This window comes from Mesoflavibacter sp. CH_XMU1422-2, assembly GCF_037029245.1.
GTDB lineage: Bacteria > Bacteroidota > Bacteroidia > Flavobacteriales > Flavobacteriaceae > Mesoflavibacter > Mesoflavibacter zeaxanthinifaciens.
The window spans coordinates 1-3191 of sequence record NZ_JAYMEE010000055.1 but is presented as its reverse complement, the minus strand read 5'-3'; the positions used below and the strand labels follow the sequence as shown (position 1 = coordinate 3191).

Genomic DNA, 3191 nt, shown 5'->3' with positions numbered 1-3191 from the left:
TTCATTGCAATTTTCTATCTTTCAGTCTCAATCGGAAAATCGTACCGATTTTCCGCAACTGAAATTTATACGCTAACGTTGTGTAACATTTGAAAAAAATCTATGGCAATACATTTATTTATTGACACTAATGTTTACCTCAAATTTTATCATTTTTCGAATGATGATTTAGAAGAACTTAACAAATTAATGGTTCTAATGGACAATGACCAATTGGAACTGCATTTGCCACAACAAATCGTGGACGAATTTAATCGTAATAGAGACACTAAACTTGCAGATGCATTAAAAACCTTTAATCAATCAAAATTAAATACACAATTTCCCCAGTTTTGCAAAGGATACAAAGAATATGAAACCTTGAAAAAACTAATAAAAGATTATGACAGAGAAAAGCAATCTCTTCTAAAAAATTTGATGTTAAAAATTGAAACACACACATTACGAGCGGATAAATTAATAGAAATGCTTTTCCAAAAAGCAAATTATGTTTCAACAACACCTGAACTGGTTGATAAAAGTAGGTTGAGATATGACATTGGAAATCCACCTGGAAAAAACAAATCGTATGGAGATGCTATAAATTGGGAATGTTTATTAGAAAATGTTGAAGACAATAATGACTTATTTTTTATCGCAGATGATAAAGATTATTTTTCCGAACTTGACAATTCAAACTTCAATACGTTTTTGGCAAGAGAATGGAATCGAAAAAAATACTCTGAAATAAAATTCTATAAAACATTGTCCGATTTTTTCAAAGATGTTTTTCCAGAAATAAAATTGGCAACGGAATTAGAAAAGGATATTCTGATTTCAAAATTAATTGAAAGTGGGAATTTTTATTCTTCAAGACAACTTCTTCAAAAACTTTCAAAATTCGAGTCTTTTTCTACTGAACAAGCAAATCAATATGTTTCTGCAAGTTTGGATAATTCTCAAATATATTGGATTAGCGAAGATGAAGACATAAACGAATATCTTCACGAATTTGTAGAAAAAAATAAAGATAAAATTAATGCTGATTTATTAACTCAATTCTATCAAACAATTCCGAATTTGAAAATTCCTATTCCACCACCACCACCAAATTAAAAAACGTTACACAACACCGTGTATAATTAATTGCTTTGGCAAGTGCTTATTTGGAAAATTCCTTCGGAATTTTCTCGCGTTCGTTTTTGTTTACTAAATTAGTTGCTGAAACACGCAACTAACCATACACAAAACCGTTAACTACAATATTGCATCAACCAAAAACGCTCAATTCGTTCGGAGATTTAGCAACGTAACTCTAAAAAATTGAAATTAGAATTTTAGCCTGTTACAGATCTGAATTTTAAAACGGTAAACGGAACTGAACTCTAAAACTGACTCGTACGGAATTGAATAAATTGCGGTCGAATTCTGTCGCTCAAAACGGAACTAAAACTTAAAAACTGAAACGGTAAAACGGAATATTACGCAAAAAAAAAGTGGAATAAAAACAAGTTTTCTCTTTACTATTTCGCCAGCTGAATCACATAAATCAACACAATACTGTAGTTAACAAGGTATATATTCAATTGCTACTGAATTTCCTTTCGGAAATTCATACCAATTTACTATCTTAGTTGCTTAATGCTGAAAATCCTTCGGATTTTAAGCCGCAACTAAACCTATACCAAACCGTTGTAAACAATTATGAACGAACGCGAAGACTACTTTAGAATTTCCAAAAATGGACACGTTCACACGCTGAGCGATAGAATTCCATTTAACTGGAAAGAACTAATGATATGGACTTCTACTTCATTCATATTCCTGATTTGGTTTCTCGGAATTGGAATCGGAATTTTTATTGCGCTTTTGACTTTAATCGGATATATATTTTACCGATTTGCATCGTGGATTTACTATTCGGAATTGAAAATTGACGAAAAAAGCGGAAAATTAATTCGACTGAAAAAAATACACGACCGAACTCAAAAAACGGAATTGATAAGTGAAAAGTTTGACCCAAACCGATTTGAATACTCGGAATTAACTCGGAGCGGAAAAACGAAGTTCTTAATGAATTATCGGACACATAAAAACAACGAATTATTAATAATAAAAAATAAAACGGACAAAGAACAAATTGAGAAATACATTGCGGAAAAAATAACTGTTTACAACAATGTATAAAAATAATTGCTCAATTTTGGGCTTAACCAAAGGTCGTTGCAAGTTTACTACGTCTGATTTTCCTGCGGAAAATCCTCGCACGTAAACCCGCAACTATTCTTATACGAGACGTTGTAAGTAATGCCGAAAAACCCAGAAACCAAGTGAATAAAACAATATTTGAAATTACCAAAATGGACTGTCCTTCAGAAGAAAATCTTATCCGAATGAAATTGGACGGAATTTCAAGCATTGCGAATTTGGACTTTGATATTCCGAATCGAAAATTGACCGTTTTTCACAGCGGAGAAATTGACCAAATCGAAAAGTCCGTTATCGAATTGAATTTAGGTGGAAAAAAAATCTCAACGGAACAAACCGACCAAACGGAATTTAAAGAAAACGCAAACCAAAAAAAGCTACTTTGGTCTGTACTTGCAATCAATTTTGCTTTTTTCATTATCGAAATGACAACAGGAATTATCTCAAAATCAATGGGACTTGTTGCAGACAGTTTGGATATGCTTGCCGACAGTTTCGTGTACGGAATTAGTTTGTTTGCGGTTGGAGGAACTATAGTTAAGAAAAAGCGGATTGCAAAACTTGCTGGATATTTTCAAATAACACTTGTGATTATTGGATTTGTGGAAGTTTTAAGAAGATTTTTTGGAGACGAGAAACTTCCCGATTTTTCGACAATGATTATCGTTTCGATATTTGCTCTTATCGCAAACGGAATTTGTCTTTACATTTTGCAAAAGTCAAAAAGCAAAGAAGAGGCTCATATGAAAGCGAGTATGATTTTTACATCAAATGACGTGATTATCAATTTAGGAGTAATAATTGCTGGAATTTTGGTAAATTGGTTGAGTTCGAGTAAACCTGATTTAATTATCGGAACAATCGTTTTTGTGTTGGTAATTCAAGGTGCATTCCGAATACTGAAATTGAGCAAGTAAGCGAAAAAGCACTACTTACAACAAAGAACTGAGGCAATAAACAAGTAAAATATTAATTATTTATTGCTAGAGTACTTCTATGTTCAC

3 protein-coding genes are annotated in these 3191 nt (G+C 32.2%); all 3 read left to right on the top strand.

What is annotated here, in order from left to right:
- Positions 1-102: 102 nt before the first annotated feature.
- The 3 genes from WA340_RS06035 to WA340_RS06025 all read left to right on the top strand — a co-directional run bounded on the left by WA340_RS06035 (position 103) and on the right by WA340_RS06025 (position 3104).
- Positions 103-1095: a PIN domain-containing protein gene (locus tag WA340_RS06035; RefSeq protein ID WP_336127892.1), complete on the top strand. Its 993-nt coding sequence runs from the start codon at positions 103-105 to the stop codon at positions 1093-1095.
- A gap of 588 nt (positions 1096-1683) precedes the next feature.
- Positions 1684-2166 carry a hypothetical protein gene (locus tag WA340_RS06030; protein ID WP_336127891.1) on the top strand — a complete coding sequence of 161 codons (483 nt, stop codon included), beginning with the start codon at positions 1684-1686 and terminating at the stop codon, positions 2164-2166.
- Between the two features lie 143 nt (positions 2167-2309).
- Positions 2310-3104 carry a cation transporter gene (locus tag WA340_RS06025; protein ID WP_336127889.1) on the top strand — a complete coding sequence of 265 codons (795 nt, stop codon included), beginning with the start codon at positions 2310-2312 and terminating at the stop codon, positions 3102-3104.
- The last annotated feature ends 87 nt before the right edge of the window (positions 3105-3191 follow it).

What these genes read in the sequence shown, in the direction of transcription:
- WA340_RS06035 (WP_336127892.1), top strand. Translation starts at nt 103, where the DNA reads ATGGCAATACATTTATTTATTGACACTAATGTTTACCTCAAATTTTAT.
- WA340_RS06030 (WP_336127891.1), top strand. Translation starts at nt 1,684, where the DNA reads ATGAACGAACGCGAAGACTACTTTAGAATTTCCAAAAATGGACACGTT.